The following is a 16,180-nucleotide window of genomic DNA, read 5'->3' as shown; positions in this document are numbered from 1 at the left end:
AACACAAAGGCCGCTCCCTTAAAGGAGCGGCCTTTGTTATAAAGAGGAGTTTATGTATGCACATCTTATTTGCGCTTGTTTTATTGTTATTGACACGTATAGGCTTTTTCTTATTTATTTGCTTCAACCTTCAGAAGAAGTTAGCACCGACTTTTATTTCAGGTGGTTTGGTACTCCTTTCCCTTATGATTCTTACCTTCCTATTTATCGATCAGTACATTATCGGTGTGATCGTTTAGAGCGCTGTGGGCAGAACTGTGGATAACCATGAAAAATAATCATACTTTTTGCTTATGAGTTGCGAATTTAATCTTTCCAAATGACTGCTATCATGCAAAAAGATCGATCATTGAGCATTGAAAAAAGCTGCATACGTGGCGCGCTTACAAGCTTCTTCCGCTTTGTAAGCATTATTTCTTCGTACGGGCCAAAGACTCTTCTGAAACCTTGGTGGCCGGTTTATTCATGCAGAGATTCATGTAGTTCATGAGATTAATCGGTAATTGTGAGAATCTATGCTTGGATAAATCGGCTACATGTTCATGGAGAGATTCTTGGGCCAAGAAAACGAAAAAGTCTTTACATAAATACCATCGGTCCATCGCTACCCAGAGGCGGCAAGTGACCGACTCACGCAGCATGAGCAGCATTTGTCTGACTAAATCAAACTTGGTTATGCCAGCCTCATCGCCAGACACTTTGTGAAGCGCGTTAGAACAACGGATATTCAAGTCCATTTCCGAGCACCGCCTTCAGGAAAACGAGGTTCATACACCAGTTGTATGTTTTCGATGAAGAGTCCATGAGCCAGCTCAGAAACGGTAGCTTCTTTGCATAGGGATGAACGTTATGCGTATCGTCGAGATTAATAACATCGCCTTCTTGAAGCGCAGTTTCTAGTTCTTCATAAAGTCTTGCAACACGTTTATTCCCAAAGGTCAGCCATGAATGGGGGAATGTGAAAAACCGGCTGAGCGTGTATTGTGCGAGTTTGTAGGGTTTAAACATGAGTTAAAGTAGAGCATCGTTGCCAGCCAGTGCGCTCATTTGTACAACCGATGAGCATTCAGAGATCAATCCGATGACGTACATAAAGCAAAGCATCCATGACGGTGCTCCGCTTCGTTTGAATATCTCGGATTGTGTCAAGAGCAATGAAAAGTCGAAATTTTCCCAAAGCGATCGCAAGATGTTAAAACAGGACTGTCCTCCCCAAAAAGAAAGCGTAGCGGGTGGGCAGTCCTGTTTGTTTACAAATGCTATCACAGCACGTTCAAATGAGGAATTACAAGTCCGCCATATACGAATGCGATCACAATGACAATGGCTGGGTGGATCTTGCGGAATTGCATCGCCCAGAAGGCGACGGCGGCAATGATCAACGATTGAATAATGCCGATAGATTCGACGGAGCTCTGGGCCATTTGCCAAGTGAGCAGCAACATCATAATGGCGATGACGGGCTGTACGAGCAGGGTCATCCCTTTTACGACGGGTGATTGGCGATGCTTCTGGAGCACCTTGAGCAGTAGAATGAGCGCAACGGCTGAGGGTACGATGGTTGCCGCCAAGGCGACAATAGAGCCGATCCAGCCGCCAACATCGTAGCCGACAAAGGCGGCGATCTTTGTTGCTATCGGGCCTGGGAGTGCGTTGCCTAGGGCGAGTATGTTCGAGAATTCGACCGGCGTCGACCACTCATGGTTGGTCACGATTTCCCGGTACATGAGCGGGATCGAAGCGGGGCCGCCGCCGTAGCCGAGCACGTTGGCAATAAAGAAGCCGATGACCAAATTAATCCATTCCACGCGTTACATCCTCCTTCTGCTGTGCGCTGCGCTGCTGCTTCTGTTGTTTTCTTCGCTGAAGGGCAGCGACCGTTCTGAGATGAAAGGCGCCATATCCAAGAAATAAAACGATAACGATAGCGGGATGAATATGAATGCCCTGCAGCAATCCGAATGCCAAAGCAAAGAAACCGAATCCGACATATTTGCCTAGCCCTTTGACGGCCCGTTCACCGAATTCATAGGCCATCATGCCAAGCATGACGGCAATAACGGGTGTGACCGCGCCGATCATTCCCTGAATGAAGGCGGCGCTGCTTAGAAATTGAACGGTCGATAGCAGCAAGATCATCGCAATGCCTGACGGGACAATATGAGCAAGCACGGAGACGATGGCGCCTAGAGTCCCTTTTTCCCGGTAGCCAAGATAAGCTGCAATCTTCGTTGCGATGGGACCGGGCAAAGCATTTGCAAGAGCGAGAATTTCGCCAAATTCCTCATCCTCAATCCATTTGTAATTCGTAACCGCCTCGTAGCGAATAAGCGGAATAACGGACGGTCCGCCGCCGTAACCGATAATGCCTGTTTTCATCATGGCCCACGACAGCTGCATGTAGTGGTTGCTCATTATTTTGCTCGCCATGCGTTACAACCTCATTCCCATACGGCTCTTATAACGATTAATAAGAACCTGGCAGTCAACGCTCATGATGCCGGGCAGCGTGTACAGCCTCTCCTTCAGAAAATGCTCCATCTCCTGATTGTTGCGGAATAGACCGTGCATATGTAATTTGCTCGGACCGGTCATATGGTAAAGACTCGTTACGAATGGCTCGTTTGAAAGCTGATCGGCAACAGCGTGAAGATGCTTGGGCTCAACCTCAACGTTAAAAAAGGCTGAAACGTGAATGCCGATCCGCTCTGGGTTAATAACGGCCGTAAAGCGCTCGATTACACCGCCATCCATGAGCGCATTAATGCGGGATTGAACGGCTACGCGCGATAAACCGATCTCTTTTGCGAGGTCTGTGTAAGATATTCTTCCATTAATATTGAGTTCAGCTATGATTTTACGATCAATATCATCAATTTCCATTGTGAAGGTTTCAACGGCTGGTTTTGTTTGCATAGTTTATATCAGCTCCAATTTCATTTGGTGTCAATTCAAGATGTCTTGTAATATCATCATTTAATTACCATATGTATAAATATATACACAAACTCATTCGTTTTCAATACATTATGTTAAAAGTGATTACATTTTAGTTGCCTATCTCCTATTTAGATGGTATTTTAAATTCAGATAAGATGTTATGTTATCTACCATATTGCAAATCGCCTTGCATGACTCATTCAATATGACACTATTTTTGGGAGTGGTAGCCGTGAATCAGTCCGTAATCGGTACAAAAGCAATGGTCGTAAGCCCTCATTATTTAGCTACTGCTGCTGGCGCTCGTATTTTAGCGCAGGGCGGCAATGCGTTTGACGCCGCTGTCGCTGTCAGCGCCTGCCTTGCAGTCGTTTACCCGCATATGACGAGTCTCGGAGGAGATTCTTTTTGGCTTAGCTATGAGCAGTCCGAGGGCAAGGTTCGCGGTTATAACGCTAGCGGCAGATCGGGCTATAACGCAAACATCAGCGCATATGCAGGGATGGCGGCGATTCCGAACCGAGGCATAGGCAGCATTGTAACGGTTCCTGGAATGGTAGACGGCTGGGATGCGGTTCATCGCGAGTATGGGCGCTTGGAATGGGCGGAGGTGCTGGCTCCCGCTATTGAATATGCTGAGAACGGCTTTCCAATGACGAAGGATCAATATAACAATACGGTTCAAAACGAAGCTGTGCTTGCCAGGACGCTTGAGACCGCGGATATTTACTTGCCTGGCGGCCATGCGGTTAAGGCAGGGGAGCGCTTCAAGCAGCCTGCCCTTGCGAAGACGCTGCGCCGCTTAGCCGAATTTGGACGCGATGAATTTTATAAAGGCGAGACCGCAAAGGAGATTACGAGTTTCCTTAGGAATCATGATGGACTTCTGACAGCGGATGATTTTGCCGATCACCATGGCGATTGGGTAACGCCGGTCGAGGGGTCATACAGAGGCTACACGCTTCATCAGATGCCCCCGAACTCACAGGGCTTCTCTGGCATTATGGCGCTTCATATATTGGAGCAGTTCAAGCTGGGCGATATCGCCCATGGCTCGCATGATTATTATCAGCTTTGCATTGAGGCGCTTAAGCTGAGCTTCCGCGACCGTAATAAATATTTATCCGATCCCGCATTTACGAACGTGCCGCTTGAGCGGCTACTGGACAAAAGCTATGCAGCGAGCCTAGCTGCTTCTATTGAATTAAATCGTGCCTCAACGGAAAAATCAGAGGTGCTTGGCAGCGATACCGCCTATGCAGCCGTCGTGGACGAGGAGGGCAATTCGGTCTCTTTTATCCAAAGCTTGTATTTCGAGTTTGGATCTGGCGTCGTGGCAGGCAATACGGGAGTTTTATTGCAAAATCGCGGCTCGTTTTTCTCGCTGGACCAGGGCCATGTGAACAGTCTGAAGCCGGCCAAAAGGACGTTCCACACGCTTATGCCGGCGTTGGCTTGCCTTGATGGCAAGCCTGCTGTTCTATACGGCACGCAAGGCGGGGAAGGACAGCCTCAAACGCAGACTGCGATTTTTACGAGGATGATTGATTACGGCATGGACCCGCAGCAAGCGATTAACGAGCCTAGGTGGGTATGGGGCCGCACATGGGGAGAGGCTACGCAGGAGCTGAAAATAGAGGGACGCGTTTCCGCCGAAGTATTGGAGTCTCTGGCACAAGCCGGCCATATCGTGCGGAAGGTGAATGATTTTGACGGCGTTATGGGGCATGCTCATGCGATTTTGCGCGACGAGCAGGGCTTCCTGCAAGGCGGCTCGGACCCGCGGAGCGATGGCGCGGCTATAGGTTGGTAGATCGAAGATGAGTGACGTGGAGGCAGAGATATAGATGAAGCGTAACTGGAATGCGTATGCGAATGAACAAGTGGTTGCTCTGCCTCTAAGTGAAGGCAGCTTGAGCGGCAAGACGTTTGCAGTTAAGGATGTGTTCGATATTGCAGGCCACACGCCGGGAGCAGGCAATCCGGATTGGCTTCGAACACATGAACCGTCAGTTCGAAATGCAGTGGTTGTAGATAAGCTGCTTGGCAGCGGCGCGAAGCTAATGGGAACGACGATTACCGATGAGATCATGTACAGCATTAATGGCGAGAACGCGCATTATGGCACGCCTGTGAATCCGAAAGCGATAGGACGCATTCCGGGAGGCTCCTCAAGCGGCTCGGCGGTTGCGGTATCAGCTGGCTTGGCTGACTTTGCCATTGGCACCGACACGGGAGGCTCGGTTCGTGTTCCATCCGCTTACTGCGGCATTTACGGCATCCGGCCTACTCATGGAGTTATTGATGTGAGCGGGCTTATCCCGCTTGCGCCAAGCTTCGATACGGTGGGCTGGATGGCCCGCGATGCGAAGACGCTGCTAGATGTGGGTCGTGTGCTGCTGGATTCGCAAAGGAGTGGAAAAGCGGCTTTTCCACGAATGGCATTTGCAGATGATTTATGGTCATTAACGGATGAGCATTCATATGCTGCCGCGTCGCGTTATTTTCCGGCTTTGCGCGAATTAGCCGATCAGCTGGAGGATATCGTTGTAGCACCGAACGGATTGCGGGAATGGATGAATGCTTTTCGCACAATTCAAGGGCTGGAAATTTGGCGGGAGCATCAGGAGTGGATTACACGCGAGAACCCTTCCTTCGGGCCGGGCATCGCCGAGCGATTTGCCTGGGCAAGCACGCTTAAGCTGGAGGAAAGCGGAGCAGCTTATATCCTTCGAGAAGAGATACGCATGAGGATGGATGAATGGCTAGGTGAGGATATCGTGCTTGTTGCGCCGACTGTGCCTGCTATTGCGCCGCCGCTAAATATGACGGGCTCAGAGGTCGAGCGACGCAGGCTGCAAACGCTCGAAATGAGCTGCGTGGCTGGACTTGCAGGACTGCCTCAGGTGACGGTTCCGATTGCGGGCGAGCAGGGCTGTCCAATTGGCATTTCCTTTATCGCGGGCCGAAATCAAGATATGAGGCTGCTGGAGTGGGTAGCTGACCGAGTGGCTGTAAGGATAAAGCCATTGAGCGTATGAAAAGGAGCTTATGGAGCGAATGAAAAGGAGCTTAAACCAATGTAGTTAACATCCATCAAGGTGAATGGAAGGGAGCTAGCCGCGCTTCCGAGCACGAATGGGTTTGTTCTATTGGAGACGATTAATGAAGCGGAAGGAACGAGTTGGAGCAGGGAGATATTTGACCTAATTCGTCTTGGCGAGCTGGAGCCTCTCACTAATTTAGCTCATTAGCGTAATTTTCGAGGGTTGAAGACCATATGAGACAGACCCTTAGCTGTAGTTCGCTAGGGGTCTGCTTTTGCTTTCGCTGCTATTTATTGGTGCTGTGCTGCTTAGTGCTCAGCCGCTCAGCCGGGTTGCCGTTACCGTTGCGTCTTTTGTTAAGCTCAGCCTTGTGCTGAGTAGCTTTTAACTTTGCGACAAACTCGCTTGTGCTTTCCAATACACTCATCCTCCTCTATTTTGAGCAATGCTTCACAACTTCATTAATTAGAATATCCAATCAACAAAAAAATCCGGCGCTCAGCCCGTATATTGGTAAAATAGCGATTGAAAGCAGCGCTTGTCCTCCCTTATGATAGCGATATGTGTCACAGGGACAACAAATGAATAATACAATGGCGCGGGCGTACATAAAGGAAGGCTTTGAAGAGGAAGCGATTGAAGCGGCGAAGCAGGGAACAGAGGTGCATCAGCTTGCACGAAAATTTGCTGTTTGGCTATCAGGAATTCCCGGCAATCGTGGAGGAGCCTGTGCTGCCCGGCAAATTAAGCACATCCGGGACGCCAGTCCATTGGCCGATCGCCAGAATGGACTTGCATTTTCAGCCATGGGAGGACGGACATCTGTATTTCAAGCCCGTAGAGCAGATATTTGCTTATTACAGCGATTTTCCAAAAAAAAAGGCGCAAAACTATAGGCTGAGATTTGCCTTTATTGGACGAAATATGGTACAATGAAATCAATTGCAAGTTTGAAGCAAATATTCACAATACACTGCTGTTTATAAATGATAACTGCCCCTTACTCATAAGTTCGAGGCAGTTTTTCCTTTTTTAGCGCAAAGGGGGCTGACCATGTACAATCGTAAAAAACCGCTTGAAGAGATTCCGGAAGAAAACACGAAGGTATGGACATGTGAGACGGAAGGGTGCAACAGTTGGATGCGGGATAACTTTGCTTTTGATCACGTTCCTACTTGCTTGATCTGCCATGAACCGATGGTCAGCGGCGAGAAAATGCTGCCCGCTCTCAATAACTCCAATAGTGATATGAAGATGCTCAAGAAGGGCACACCGATCGCATAGGTGGCTCTTAATCGCAGAGTGAAGCCAAGCTTCGCACGAATGGCAGCAGCCGTTCATGCCGAGCTTGGCTTCTTTTCTGTTCCAAAATCACGCTTGATCGTAGATGAGTCGCCTCGGTACTTAAGCAATTCTCATACAATATGTCCTAAACATCATGCGATTTTGTCGCACAGCTTGACTTGTCTCATTATGTTGTCATTCTATTCGGCCAATGATAATGGATTCGGAATAAATCGAAGCGCCGAGAAATAAAAATGTAGATGAGTGACAAGCTGAGGCGAGGCGGGGGATCGTATGATCAGAAAATGGATAAATAGGGGTTTGGCAGTTGTTCTATTGCTGCTCGTAATGGCGTTTATCGGAATAAAGGCTATACCGGATGAGCAGCTTGATCAGCTGTGGAGCAAGCAGCAACTCGAGTTTTTCGAAAGGGGTCTCGTAGGCACCATGATCGGCTTTGGGGCATTGCTGGCTGTATTTGTGTTCGATCTGCCTTCAAGTCGGAGACGCACAAGCAATGAAAGAGATGCCTCTGTGCAGGCTGCTCATCCTAAACTTAGGCCCAAAGTGGATCTCGCCATAGCGACGACTAATACGCATACAGCAGCAGTACCTTTAATAATTCCTCCCAAAGTTACATTAACAGACCCTCCAACAGACCCTCCCAAAGTTCCCTCAACAATTATTCCAAAAGATGGTCTAATACAACCACCCATTGATAAGCTATCCATGGAACCGCTAGCGTCGGCTGCACATACCGCTGAAGATCCAAGATCAGATACTGGAGACGCAGCAGCTAATGAACAAGGATTCGATGATGGAGAAGCAGCCATTGATGAGCAAAGATCCGAAGATGGAGACGAAGTCACTGATGTACATATATCCGAAGATGGAGTCGCAACTACTGCTGAACAAAGCTCTGTAGATGGAGGCACAGCCGTTGCCGAACAAAGCTCCGATAACGGAGCCACCGCAGCCGCCGCAGCTGCCGCAATCAAAATTATAACCGGCTATGCGCAGCATATCGGCGAGCGCGAGGAGCAGCAGGATTCATTTGGGTTAGCGGTCTTGGCTAATTCGGATGAAATGAAGAGCAATGGCGTGTTTGCCGTGTTGGCTGATGGGATGGGCGGTTATGAGATGGGCAAGGAGGCAGGTGAGCTGGCGGTGCAGACGATGCTAAGCGAGTTTACAAGCATAACGGAAGGGGAGGATTCCATTCCGCGGGTATTGGAGCAATCGCTGCATTTGGCGAATAAAGCGGTCTATGAGCTGGCGCTGTACCATGAGCTGGAATGGAGCGTTGGAACGACGCTTATTGCCGTCGTTATTCAGGAGGGACAGCTGCACTGGATATCGGCTGGGGACAGCCGCATTTATTTGTATCGAGACGGCGTGCTTATACCTTTGACGCGGGACCATTTATTTGCGAATCGGTTGAATGAGCTTGTTCAGGCAGGCAAGCTTACCCAAGAGGAAGCCGATTCGCATCCAGAGCGTCATTTATTGACGAGCTATCTCGGCATTCCCCGCATAATCGAGATCGATGCTAACCAAATGTCGCTGCAACTGGCGCCAGGTGATTGGGTTATACTCTGCAGCGATGGCCTTTATGATGATTTATCGGGGACTTTGCTGGAGGAGGCGGTGCGCCAATCCCCTCAAGATGCCGCAGCCTTTATTTTGGAGCATGTCCTCGCGAAGCAAAGGCCCTATCAAGATAATGCGACCATCGTGATTGCAGCCTGTAGCATTTTTTTTGGTTAGAACAGCCCAGATTGTGGGTACTATAGGGTAGAAACGACTGAGGAGGTAATTGAAATGGCAAACGGACATGATCGCGATAACCATACATCGAGCAGCTTAGTGACGGAGAAGGATATAGACCCATCGTTTGGTTTATTTACGGAAGAGGTGCAAGACGGTGCGGTTTCTGACGCATCGGAGCTGCTGCAAAAGCAGCATCCGCATGAGAACGCGCATGTGCATGAGTCGCATATTCCAGCAGCAATAGAGAGTGAAGATGAGCTAAGCTCTGATGAGGTCGATACAGCAGAGGAGATTTCGGAGGAGCTGGCAGCTGTACCCGATGCGGATGCCGTTGCGAAAGGCAGTCCGATTGACCCTGCATCGCCAAGCGAGGAGTTTCATGGCACTGACTTGTTGAACGGCGTCGGCAATCATCCGGAGGATGAGACGGATGAGGAAGTGCTCTAATAGGACTAAGTAACGTAAGGAGGGACGCAGCGGCGTCCCTTTTTTATGCATGGGATAAGGTTGCGCAAGCGCGGCTTGTGTTACAATGAAGAACAAATGTTCTTTATGGGAGCGGAAATGATACGTTATGCAAATCCATGATACGGTCACGATTTCGGTAAGAAACTTAGTCGAATATGTGTTTCTTAGCGGAAGCATCGACGTCAGACTAAATGCAATCGATACGATGCATGAAGGTACGAAGGCGCATCAGAGAGTGCAGCGTACCTACGGCGAGCAGGATCAGAAGGAGGTCTACGTCAAAGCGGACATCGCGGTGGATGATCTGTTGTTTGTTGTGGATGGACGCTGTGACGGGCTGCTTGGGACAGAACCGTTGCTTACTGTTGATGAGATAAAGTCGACTGGCGGTGATTTGGATCGAATAACCGAGGATGGTTATCCCGTTCACTGGGCGCAGGCTTTGTTCTATGCTTATATGTACGCTAAGGAGCATGAGCAGGCGGCGATGCGCGTGCAACTCACCTATGTCCAGACTGCGACGGAGGAGGAGCGGCGATTCGTTAGAGAGGCTAGCTTCGAGGAGCTGGAGCAGTATGTGCATGAGGTTATTTCCCGTTACGCGCCTTATGCGCAGCTGCGCCGCAGGCATGAACAGGTTAGAAACGAGAGCATTCGCGAGCTGGCCTTTCCGTTTGATACCTATCGCGCCGGGCAGCGGAAGCTTGCAGGGGCAGTCTATAAATCGATTGAGGAGGGCGTTCGTTTATTTGCGAAAGCTCCCACCGGCATCGGCAAAACGATTTCGACGACCTATCCGACTCTCAAAGCGATGGGCGCGGGCATGCTGCAGCGCTTTTATTATTTGACGGCGCGAACGACGACGAGAGCGGCAGCCGAGGATGCTCTGCTGTTGATGCAAGGCAAAGGGCTGCACCTGCATGCCGTTACGATAACAGCGAAAGATAAAATTTGCTTTCAAGAGGAAGTGCGCTGCGAGAAGGAGCATTGTCCGTATGCGGAAGGCTATTATGATCGCATCAATGGAGCGGTGTTTGATATATTGGAAAATGAGACGGTCATGACCCGATCGGTGATCGAAGCCTACGCACATAAGCATCGCGTATGCCCATTCGAATATTCGCTCGATTTGGCTTACGCAGCAGATGCGGTCGTGTGCGATTACAATTATATTTTTGACCCGCGTATTTCGTTTAAGCGTCAATATGCAGAGATGAAGAAGCGGACGGCGCTGCTTGTCGATGAGGCGCATAACCTTGTCGACCGGGCGCGGGAGATGTTCTCCGGGGAGCTGACGAAGGCTCCTTTCCTTGCGCTGCAGCGTGAGCTGAAGGGCGTGCATAACGAGGGCTACCGGACGGCAAAGGCAATCAACGATTATTTTATCGCGCTGCGCAAAAACAGCGACGGCGCTCCGCATTTGGTAGAGCGCCAGCTGCCGGAGGAGCTGGTCGGGCTGGCGGATGCTTTCGCGTCTGCAGCGGAGCAAGCGCTGGCGGCAGGCATTACCGGAAGCGGAACGCTTCTGGATGCTTATTTTAACGCGCAAAACTTTATCCGAACGGCAAAGCTGTTTGATGAGCGCTATGTCGTCTATATTGAGCTATCGAAAAACGAGGTAAGGCTGAAGCTGTTTTGCCTAGATCCTTCGCAATTGCTGCAGCAGATGGGCAAAGGCTACCGCTCGCATATTTATTTCTCTGCCACGCTCTCGCCGGTCTCGTATTATATGGACATGCTGGGAGCGGGTGAGGATGACTATACGCTCGCGGTGCCGTCACCTTTTGCAAAGGAGCAGCTTGATGTCGTCATTAATCCTCTTTCTACCAGATATCATGACCGGGATGAATCGAAGCTGCCGATCGCGAGGCTGATATTGAAGCTAATGGGCGAGCGGCCGGGAAATTATTTCGTGTTTTTCCCTTCCTACGCCTACATGAACGCGGTTTATGAGACGTATATGGAGCTGAAGGAGTGGTCGACTCCTGCCGGCGATGACTCGGATGCAGAGGTGCTGCTGCAAAGACCGGATATGTCGGAGGAAGAGCGCGATCGTTTCTTGGAGACCTTTCAGGCTGGGAGCGGGAAGTCTTTGATTGGCTTTGCGGTGATGGGCGGCGTGTTCTCGGAGGGCGTTGATTTGGCTGGCGACCGATTAATCGGTGTAATCGTGGTTGGCGTTGGACTGCCGCAGCTGGGTGTAGAGCGGAATATGCTGAAGGAGTATTTTAACGAGCAGGGCAAGAGCGGCTATGATTATGCTTACGTCTTCCCGGGGATGAACAAGGTGCTGCAGGCGGGAGGGCGCCTCATTCGCTCGGAAACTGATCGCGGAACGCTCGTGCTCATAGACGATCGGTATTTGCAATCGCATTACCAGCGGCTTTTGCCGGAGGAGTGGAAGGGGTAATCCGTTTCTGTAACATGGCGGTGTCGGATTTCGGTTTAGCCGATATTCGGCTTGCTGCGCCAAAACAAAAAAAAGCCCAGCCGGAAAACCGGATGGACTCAATAGAAAAAGGGGAATTCGATGCTGCTGCATAAAGGAGAAACGTTGTTCCATCAAGGGGAAAGCGGCTCGCTCTTTCACCTGAGGAGCGGCTTGCTGAAAATCGTTCGCGTGCATGAGGATGGCAATCCATATCTCGTCAATATCATCCTGCCAAATGAAATCATTCCGCATCATTCGCTGATCAGCCCGATGCCTTATCATGGTACGGCGGTTGCGCTCGTAACCTGCGAGGTGGATATCGTACCGCCTCAGCAATGGTACGAGGAGCTCAAGCAAAGCGCAGAGAAAAGCCGCCAGGTTGCGCTGCTCCTGCAAAGCAAGCTGAGAATGATGCAGCAGCGAATCGATCAATTGACGCAGGTTGCGCCCGCCGATAAGCTGAGCAAGCTGCAGCAATGGTTCGCGGCTTACACTTCGCCCGCTGCGATCACCGATGTGCTGACCCAAGATGAGATTGGACAGCTTATCGGCCTTCGCCGCGAGACGGTCAATCGGCTGCTGCGCGCGCAGTCCAAGGGAAAGGTAGAGTAAGTGTTCTAGCCGTTTGCGGAGGCAAGCTCCAGACTAGCTGCAGGGCCAAAAAATTCGTAATGGATATCCGAATCTGGAACACCAAGCTGTCGAAGCGAATGATTAATGGCTGCCATAAACGGTGTCGGACCGCAGAAGTAAAAGGAAGCATTCTTCTCCGCAATCACCGTCTGCAGCCAAGGCAGATCGATGTAACCTTCCTTATGGAAGAGCTGCTGCTTCCTGTCGCTTTCCATCGGATTCTCGTAGCAGTAGTAGACAGAAAGCTGAGGATGCTTGCTGGCAAGCAAGCTCACTTGCTGCCTCATGGCGTGTAGAGCTCCGTTTTGAGCGGCGTGAATGAACGTAACCGGACGCTCCGGATAGCGGTCAACGAGCGTATTCAGCATGCTGAGCATAGGCGTCAAGCCGACCCCTCCGCTAAGCAGCACCACCGGACGTTTATCTGCTGTATTCAGCGTAAAATCACCCGCAGGAGCCGACAGCCACAACGTGGCGCCTACGTCTATATGGTTGTGCAAATAGGCGGACACTTGGCCTGCGGGACGACCTGCTGCAGCATCCTCGCGTTTCACCGAAATTCGGTAATAGAGCTTTCCAGATGCATCAGATAAGCTGTACTGACGGATCTGCGTATGCTCCGCGCCTTCCTGATCGACCCTGACGCTCACGTACTGACCCGGCTCAAAGCTTGGTAGTGCGCCGCCATCCTCTGGCACCAGGTATAAAGAAGCAATGACATCGCTCTCCATCTCCTTCCGATCCACGCGAAACGCGCGAAAGCCTTCCCATCCGCCAGCCTGCGTGTGCGCCTCCACATACATCTCTTTCTCGATGCTGATAAAAGCGTCCGCAATGATGCCGTAAGCCTCTGCCCATGCATTTAAAATGTCTTCGGTAGCCGCTTCGCCCAGCACATCCTTGATTGCCATCAGCAAATATTTGCCGACTACCGGATAATGCTCAGCTTTAACGCCCAGACTGCGATGCTTATGCCCGATTTGCTTCACGACAGGAATAATAGCTGCCAGGTTGTCGATATGGAGTGCGGCCGCATAAACGGCATTGGCGAGCGCGGTTTGCTGTCTGCCCTGCTTCTGGTTAGCGTGATTGAATAGGTTCAGCAGCTCAGGGTGATTGGTGAACAGCAGTTGATAAAAGCGTTTCGTAATCGTTACGCCGTGAACTTCCAGTACGGGTACCGTTGATTTAATGATTTGAACCGATTGTGGGCTTAACATGAATAATCCCTCCAAAGTCTACTTGGTTATAAGCCAAGTATAGACGCAGGGGTCGGCTTGCCTTGTGATCCAAATCACAGTAATCCGCAACAATTTGTGACAGCAGTGGCATTTGGATGAGGTTGATAGGAGGCTCGTCTTACATTCGAGCTGGAAAAAAAGCGCTTTCGGGTATTGACAGTATTTTGAACCAATGGTAAAGTGACTAATATATTTTATCGAGAGGAGGATTGCGTTCCATGAACATTCACATTGATTTTCACCCAACAGCAGCAATGAACGATCGTTTGAACATGAATAACGTAATCCATCCGCGCGTCGTTTCTCTTTGATTAAGGATATTCCGATCATTAGAGGCGCATGGTTACGTCACTGTAATCATGCGCCTTTTTTATGTGTGCGGGACCCAGCCGTTTTCCAGGCCGCGTTCTGCAAGATAAAGAAGCGTGTCGTTACGGCGACACGCTTCTTTTTTTGCATATAGAGGTGGTATGCACCTCTATTTCAACGCAAAACTTGCTTCAGCCGTCTAAGGCCGGAGACAACCGTTTGCGCTTGCTTCGGGAATAAATTAAAGGTAAACGATGTATGGATGGATAGCGGAAGGTGTGGTAGAGAAGCATGTTTAGTGTACTCAAAAAATTAAGCTGGTTTTTCAAAATGAATTGGAAGCGTTATACGCTCGCCGTTTCACTCCTTATTTTCACAGGCTTTATCGATGTCATTCCTCCATGGCTAATCGGCTATACGATTGATGGCATCCATCAGGATTTGCTCGGGCAGGCAGAGTTTGATCGCATCCTGTACAGCTGGATCGCACTCACGGTTGTTGGTTACGGCATCACGTACATATGGCATTACAAGCTGTTTGGCGGGGCATTCGTACTGGAGAAGCTGCTTAGATCGCGGTTAATGGGCCATTTTCTACGAATGACCCCTACCTTCTATGAGCGTAATCGCACGGGTGATCTGATGGCGCGCTCAACGAATGACCTTGGAGCAGTAGCGCAAACGGCGGGCTTTGGTATTTTGACATTGATCGATTCGACCTTGTTTATGATTACGATTCTAATCGTTATGGCGGGGCTCATTAGCGTGAAGCTCACGCTTGCCGCCTTGCTGCCGCTGCCGCTCATGGCACTGGCGATGAAGCATTATGGCAAAAAGATTCACGAGCGGTTCATGGATGCGCAGGACGCGTTCGGCGATTTGAACGATCAGGTGCTGGAATCGGTATCCGGCGTTCGGGTCATTAGAGCCTTCGTGCAGGAAGAAGCAAGCGAGGCGCGCTTTAGCGCCAAAACAGATGAGGTGCTTAGCAAAAATATCGCAGTAGCGCGCATCGACGCCTTATTTGAGCCAACGATGAAAATACTCGTCGGAACGAGCTATTTGATCGGCCTTTGCTATGGCGGCTACCTCGTGTTCCACAACGAAATTACGCTCGGCGAATTGGTATCCTTTAACGTATTTCTTGGGATGCTCATCTGGCCGATGTTCGCCATCGGCGAGCTCATTAACATTATGCAGCGGGGCAATGCTTCCTTGGATCGTGTCAGCGAGACGCTTGGCTACAAGCAGGATGTGGCGGATGCAAGCGTGCCGTCACGGGTGGAGGAGCCAACGTCGCTGCAATTCCGCAATGTGACGTTCCGCTATCCTACTTCTACGACGGATAACCTCGGCGATGTTTCCTTTAAGCTTCATCAAGGGCAGACGCTTGGGATCGTCGGTAGAACCGGCAGCGGCAAAACGACGCTCCTGAAGCAGCTGCTGCGGGAGTATCCGCTTGGCCAAGGCGACATCAGCATTTCCGGCACATCGCTCAGCAGCTTGAAGATCGACGACCTGCTTGGCTGGATCGGCTATGTGCCGCAGCAGCCTATTTTGTTCTCGAAGACGATTCGCGAAAATATCTTTTTTGGACTCAAAGAAGGTACGGACGAGGATTTGCAGCGGGCGCTTGAACGCGCATCGTTTGCGAAGGATATTAAGTTTCTGCCTGATGGGTTGGAAACGATGGTTGGCGAGAGAGGCGTCGCTTTGTCCGGCGGTCAGAAGCAGCGGGTCAGCATCGCGCGCGCGCTCATTGCCGATCCAGAAATATTGCTGATGGACGATGCTTTGTCAGCGGTTGACGGGAAGACGGAAGCCGAAATTATTGAGGGCATCCGTACGGAAAGAGCAGGCAAGACGACGCTCATCACAACGCATCGCTTGTCGGCGGTGCAGCATGCTGACTGGATCATCGTCCTCGATGAGGGACGAATCGTGCAGGAAGGCACGCATGAGCAATTGCTGGAGCAAGGCGGCTGGTATCGCGAGCAGTATGATCGCCAGCAGCTGGAGGCCATTATTGAAACGTAATAAAATGGAGGCGTGAAGGA

Annotated in this window: 17 protein-coding genes; 11 read left to right on the top strand and 6 right to left on the bottom strand. The window is 50.4% G+C overall.

What is annotated here, in order from left to right; translation table 11 throughout:
- Window positions 1-410: 410 nt before the first annotated feature.
- From AC1TPC_RS06425 to chrS, 4 genes are all read right to left on the bottom strand, one after another.
- Entirely contained in the window at window positions 411-737 is a 327-nt protein-coding gene (locus AC1TPC_RS06425; RefSeq protein ID WP_482066042.1) for a hypothetical protein, read from the bottom strand.
- Between the two features lie 525 nt (window positions 738-1,262).
- Complete coding sequence (gene chrA, locus AC1TPC_RS06420; RefSeq protein WP_482066041.1) at window positions 1,263-1,808, bottom strand: chromate efflux transporter ChrA; 546 nt, start codon at window positions 1,806-1,808, stop codon at window positions 1,263-1,265.
- Window positions 1,795-2,430 carry a chromate efflux transporter ChrB gene (chrB, locus tag AC1TPC_RS06415; protein WP_482066040.1) on the bottom strand — a complete coding sequence of 212 codons (636 nt, stop codon included), beginning with the start codon at window positions 2,428-2,430 and terminating at the stop codon, window positions 1,795-1,797. Before chrB ends, chrA begins: the two co-directional genes overlap by 14 nt.
- A gap of 3 nt (window positions 2,431-2,433) precedes the next feature.
- Entirely contained in the window at window positions 2,434-2,916 is a 483-nt protein-coding gene (gene chrS / locus AC1TPC_RS06410; RefSeq protein WP_482066039.1) for a chromate efflux transcriptional regulator ChrS, read from the bottom strand.
- Between the two features lie 256 nt (window positions 2,917-3,172).
- On the opposite strand from chrS, the gene ggt reads away from it, so the two are divergent.
- Both ggt and AC1TPC_RS06400 read left to right on the top strand, forming a co-directional pair.
- Complete coding sequence (gene ggt / locus AC1TPC_RS06405) at window positions 3,173-4,753, top strand: gamma-glutamyltransferase (protein ID WP_482066038.1); 1,581 nt, start codon at window positions 3,173-3,175, stop codon at window positions 4,751-4,753.
- 34 nt (window positions 4,754-4,787) lie between these two features.
- Window positions 4,788-5,981 (top strand): amidase, encoded by a 1,194-nt coding sequence (locus tag AC1TPC_RS06400; RefSeq protein WP_482066037.1) that lies wholly within the window; start codon window positions 4,788-4,790, stop codon window positions 5,979-5,981.
- A gap of 292 nt (window positions 5,982-6,273) precedes the next feature.
- Here the strand turns inward: AC1TPC_RS06400 and AC1TPC_RS06395 are convergent, their stop codons facing one another.
- On the bottom strand, window positions 6,274-6,405 hold the full coding sequence (locus tag AC1TPC_RS06395) for a DUF4023 domain-containing protein (RefSeq protein WP_482066036.1): 132 nt from the start codon (window positions 6,403-6,405) through the stop codon (window positions 6,274-6,276).
- A 163-nt stretch (window positions 6,406-6,568) separates the two neighbouring features.
- On the opposite strand from AC1TPC_RS06395, the gene AC1TPC_RS06390 reads away from it, so the two are divergent.
- The 8 genes from AC1TPC_RS06390 to AC1TPC_RS06355 all read left to right on the top strand — a co-directional run bounded on the left by AC1TPC_RS06390 (window position 6,569) and on the right by AC1TPC_RS06355 (window position 12,552).
- Complete coding sequence (locus AC1TPC_RS06390) at window positions 6,569-6,883, top strand: hypothetical protein (protein ID WP_482066035.1); 315 nt, start codon at window positions 6,569-6,571, stop codon at window positions 6,881-6,883.
- Between the two features lie 157 nt (window positions 6,884-7,040).
- Window positions 7,041-7,271, top strand: a complete 231-nt coding sequence (locus AC1TPC_RS06385) for a cold-shock protein (protein WP_482066034.1) — start codon at window positions 7,041-7,043, stop codon at window positions 7,269-7,271.
- An 18-nt stretch (window positions 7,272-7,289) separates the two neighbouring features.
- Complete coding sequence (locus AC1TPC_RS06380; RefSeq protein ID WP_482066033.1) at window positions 7,290-7,523, top strand: hypothetical protein; 234 nt, start codon at window positions 7,290-7,292, stop codon at window positions 7,521-7,523.
- A 42-nt stretch (window positions 7,524-7,565) separates the two neighbouring features.
- Window positions 7,566-9,038 carry a PP2C family protein-serine/threonine phosphatase gene (locus AC1TPC_RS06375; RefSeq protein ID WP_482066032.1) on the top strand — a complete coding sequence of 491 codons (1,473 nt, stop codon included), beginning with the start codon at window positions 7,566-7,568 and terminating at the stop codon, window positions 9,036-9,038.
- A 54-nt stretch (window positions 9,039-9,092) separates the two neighbouring features.
- Window positions 9,093-9,488, top strand: coding sequence for a hypothetical protein (locus tag AC1TPC_RS06370; protein ID WP_482066031.1), 396 nt, complete (start codon window positions 9,093-9,095; stop codon window positions 9,486-9,488).
- 127 nt (window positions 9,489-9,615) lie between these two features.
- Window positions 9,616-11,919, top strand: coding sequence for a helicase C-terminal domain-containing protein (locus AC1TPC_RS06365; RefSeq protein ID WP_482066030.1), 2,304 nt, complete (start codon window positions 9,616-9,618; stop codon window positions 11,917-11,919).
- The gene (locus AC1TPC_RS06360; RefSeq protein WP_482066029.1) at window positions 11,907-12,053 is read left to right on the top strand and encodes a hypothetical protein; all 147 of its coding nucleotides are present in this window, start codon (window positions 11,907-11,909) and stop codon (window positions 12,051-12,053) included. Before AC1TPC_RS06365 ends, AC1TPC_RS06360 begins: the two co-directional genes overlap by 13 nt.
- Complete coding sequence (locus tag AC1TPC_RS06355) at window positions 12,040-12,552, top strand: Crp/Fnr family transcriptional regulator (RefSeq protein WP_482066028.1); 513 nt, start codon at window positions 12,040-12,042, stop codon at window positions 12,550-12,552. The genes AC1TPC_RS06360 and AC1TPC_RS06355 overlap by 14 nt, the downstream gene beginning before the upstream one ends.
- 5 nt (window positions 12,553-12,557) lie before the next feature.
- On the opposite strand, the gene hmpA is transcribed toward AC1TPC_RS06355, so the two are convergent.
- Complete coding sequence (gene hmpA / locus AC1TPC_RS06350; protein WP_482066027.1) at window positions 12,558-13,793, bottom strand: NO-inducible flavohemoprotein; 1,236 nt, start codon at window positions 13,791-13,793, stop codon at window positions 12,558-12,560.
- Window positions 13,794-14,414: 621 nt separating this feature from the next.
- Here hmpA and AC1TPC_RS06345 point away from each other — a divergent pair.
- The gene (locus AC1TPC_RS06345; RefSeq protein WP_482066026.1) at window positions 14,415-16,160 is read left to right on the top strand and encodes an ABC transporter ATP-binding protein; all 1,746 of its coding nucleotides are present in this window, start codon (window positions 14,415-14,417) and stop codon (window positions 16,158-16,160) included.
- Window positions 16,161-16,180: the final 20 nt, after the last annotated feature.

It is taken from the genome of Paenibacillus sp. Y280 (assembly GCF_056786335.1).
The sequence above is the reverse complement of the archived record's forward strand: the minus strand, read 5'-3'. Positions and strand labels throughout refer to the sequence as shown.